The following is a 587-nucleotide window of genomic DNA, read 5'->3' as shown; positions in this document are numbered from 1 at the left end:
TACTCGACGTGGGCGGTGTTGATCGTGATGCCGCGGGCCTTTTCTTCAGGCGCTGCGTCGATCTGGTCGTAGGCCTTGGCCTCGCCGCCGAACTTCTTGGACAGCACGGTCGCGATYGCCGCGGTCAGCGTGGTCTTGCCGTGGTCAACGTGGCCAATCGTGCCCACGTTCACGTGCGGCTTGGTCCGTTCAAACTTGCCTTTTGCCATTTTCTTGACTCCAGAGAAAGAGCATTGCCAGTCGGTTGGTTTTGCGTTTCCTCGTGAACCGGAAATCCCTGGTGACTGGCAACCCAGGGCGATCCACGAGAAGACGGCGGCGCAAGCCTCAGGCTCGCGCCGGCTTCTGAATCAGTGGGGTCGGAGCTGCTACGCAGGTCCAACCCCAGACCATTACTTTCCGCGAGCGGTAATGATGGCGTCGGCCACGTTCTTCGGAGCTTCGCTGTAGTGCTTGAACTCCATCGTGTACGTGGCACGGCCTTGCGACATCGAGCGCAGGGTCGTCGAGTAGCCGAACATTTCCGACAGCGGCACTTCGGCCTTGATGGCCTTGCCGCCACCGACCATGTCGTCCATGCCCTGCAC

Annotated in this window: 2 protein-coding genes; both read right to left on the bottom strand. The window is 60.8% G+C overall.

What is annotated here, in order from left to right; genetic code table 11:
• Nucleotides 1-209 (bottom strand): GTP-binding protein (locus tag AC1DU6_RS34995; protein WP_010394284.1); only part of this gene is annotated, 209 nt, incomplete at its 3' end.
• A gap of 183 nt (nucleotides 210-392) precedes the next feature.
• Nucleotides 393-587: hypothetical protein (locus AC1DU6_RS34990; RefSeq protein ID WP_477863141.1), on the bottom strand; the 195-nt coding region annotated here is incomplete at its 5' end.

This window comes from Roseateles sp. P5_B10 (assembly GCF_056400485.1).
The sequence above is the reverse complement of the archived record's forward strand: the minus strand, read 5'-3'. Positions and strand labels throughout refer to the sequence as shown.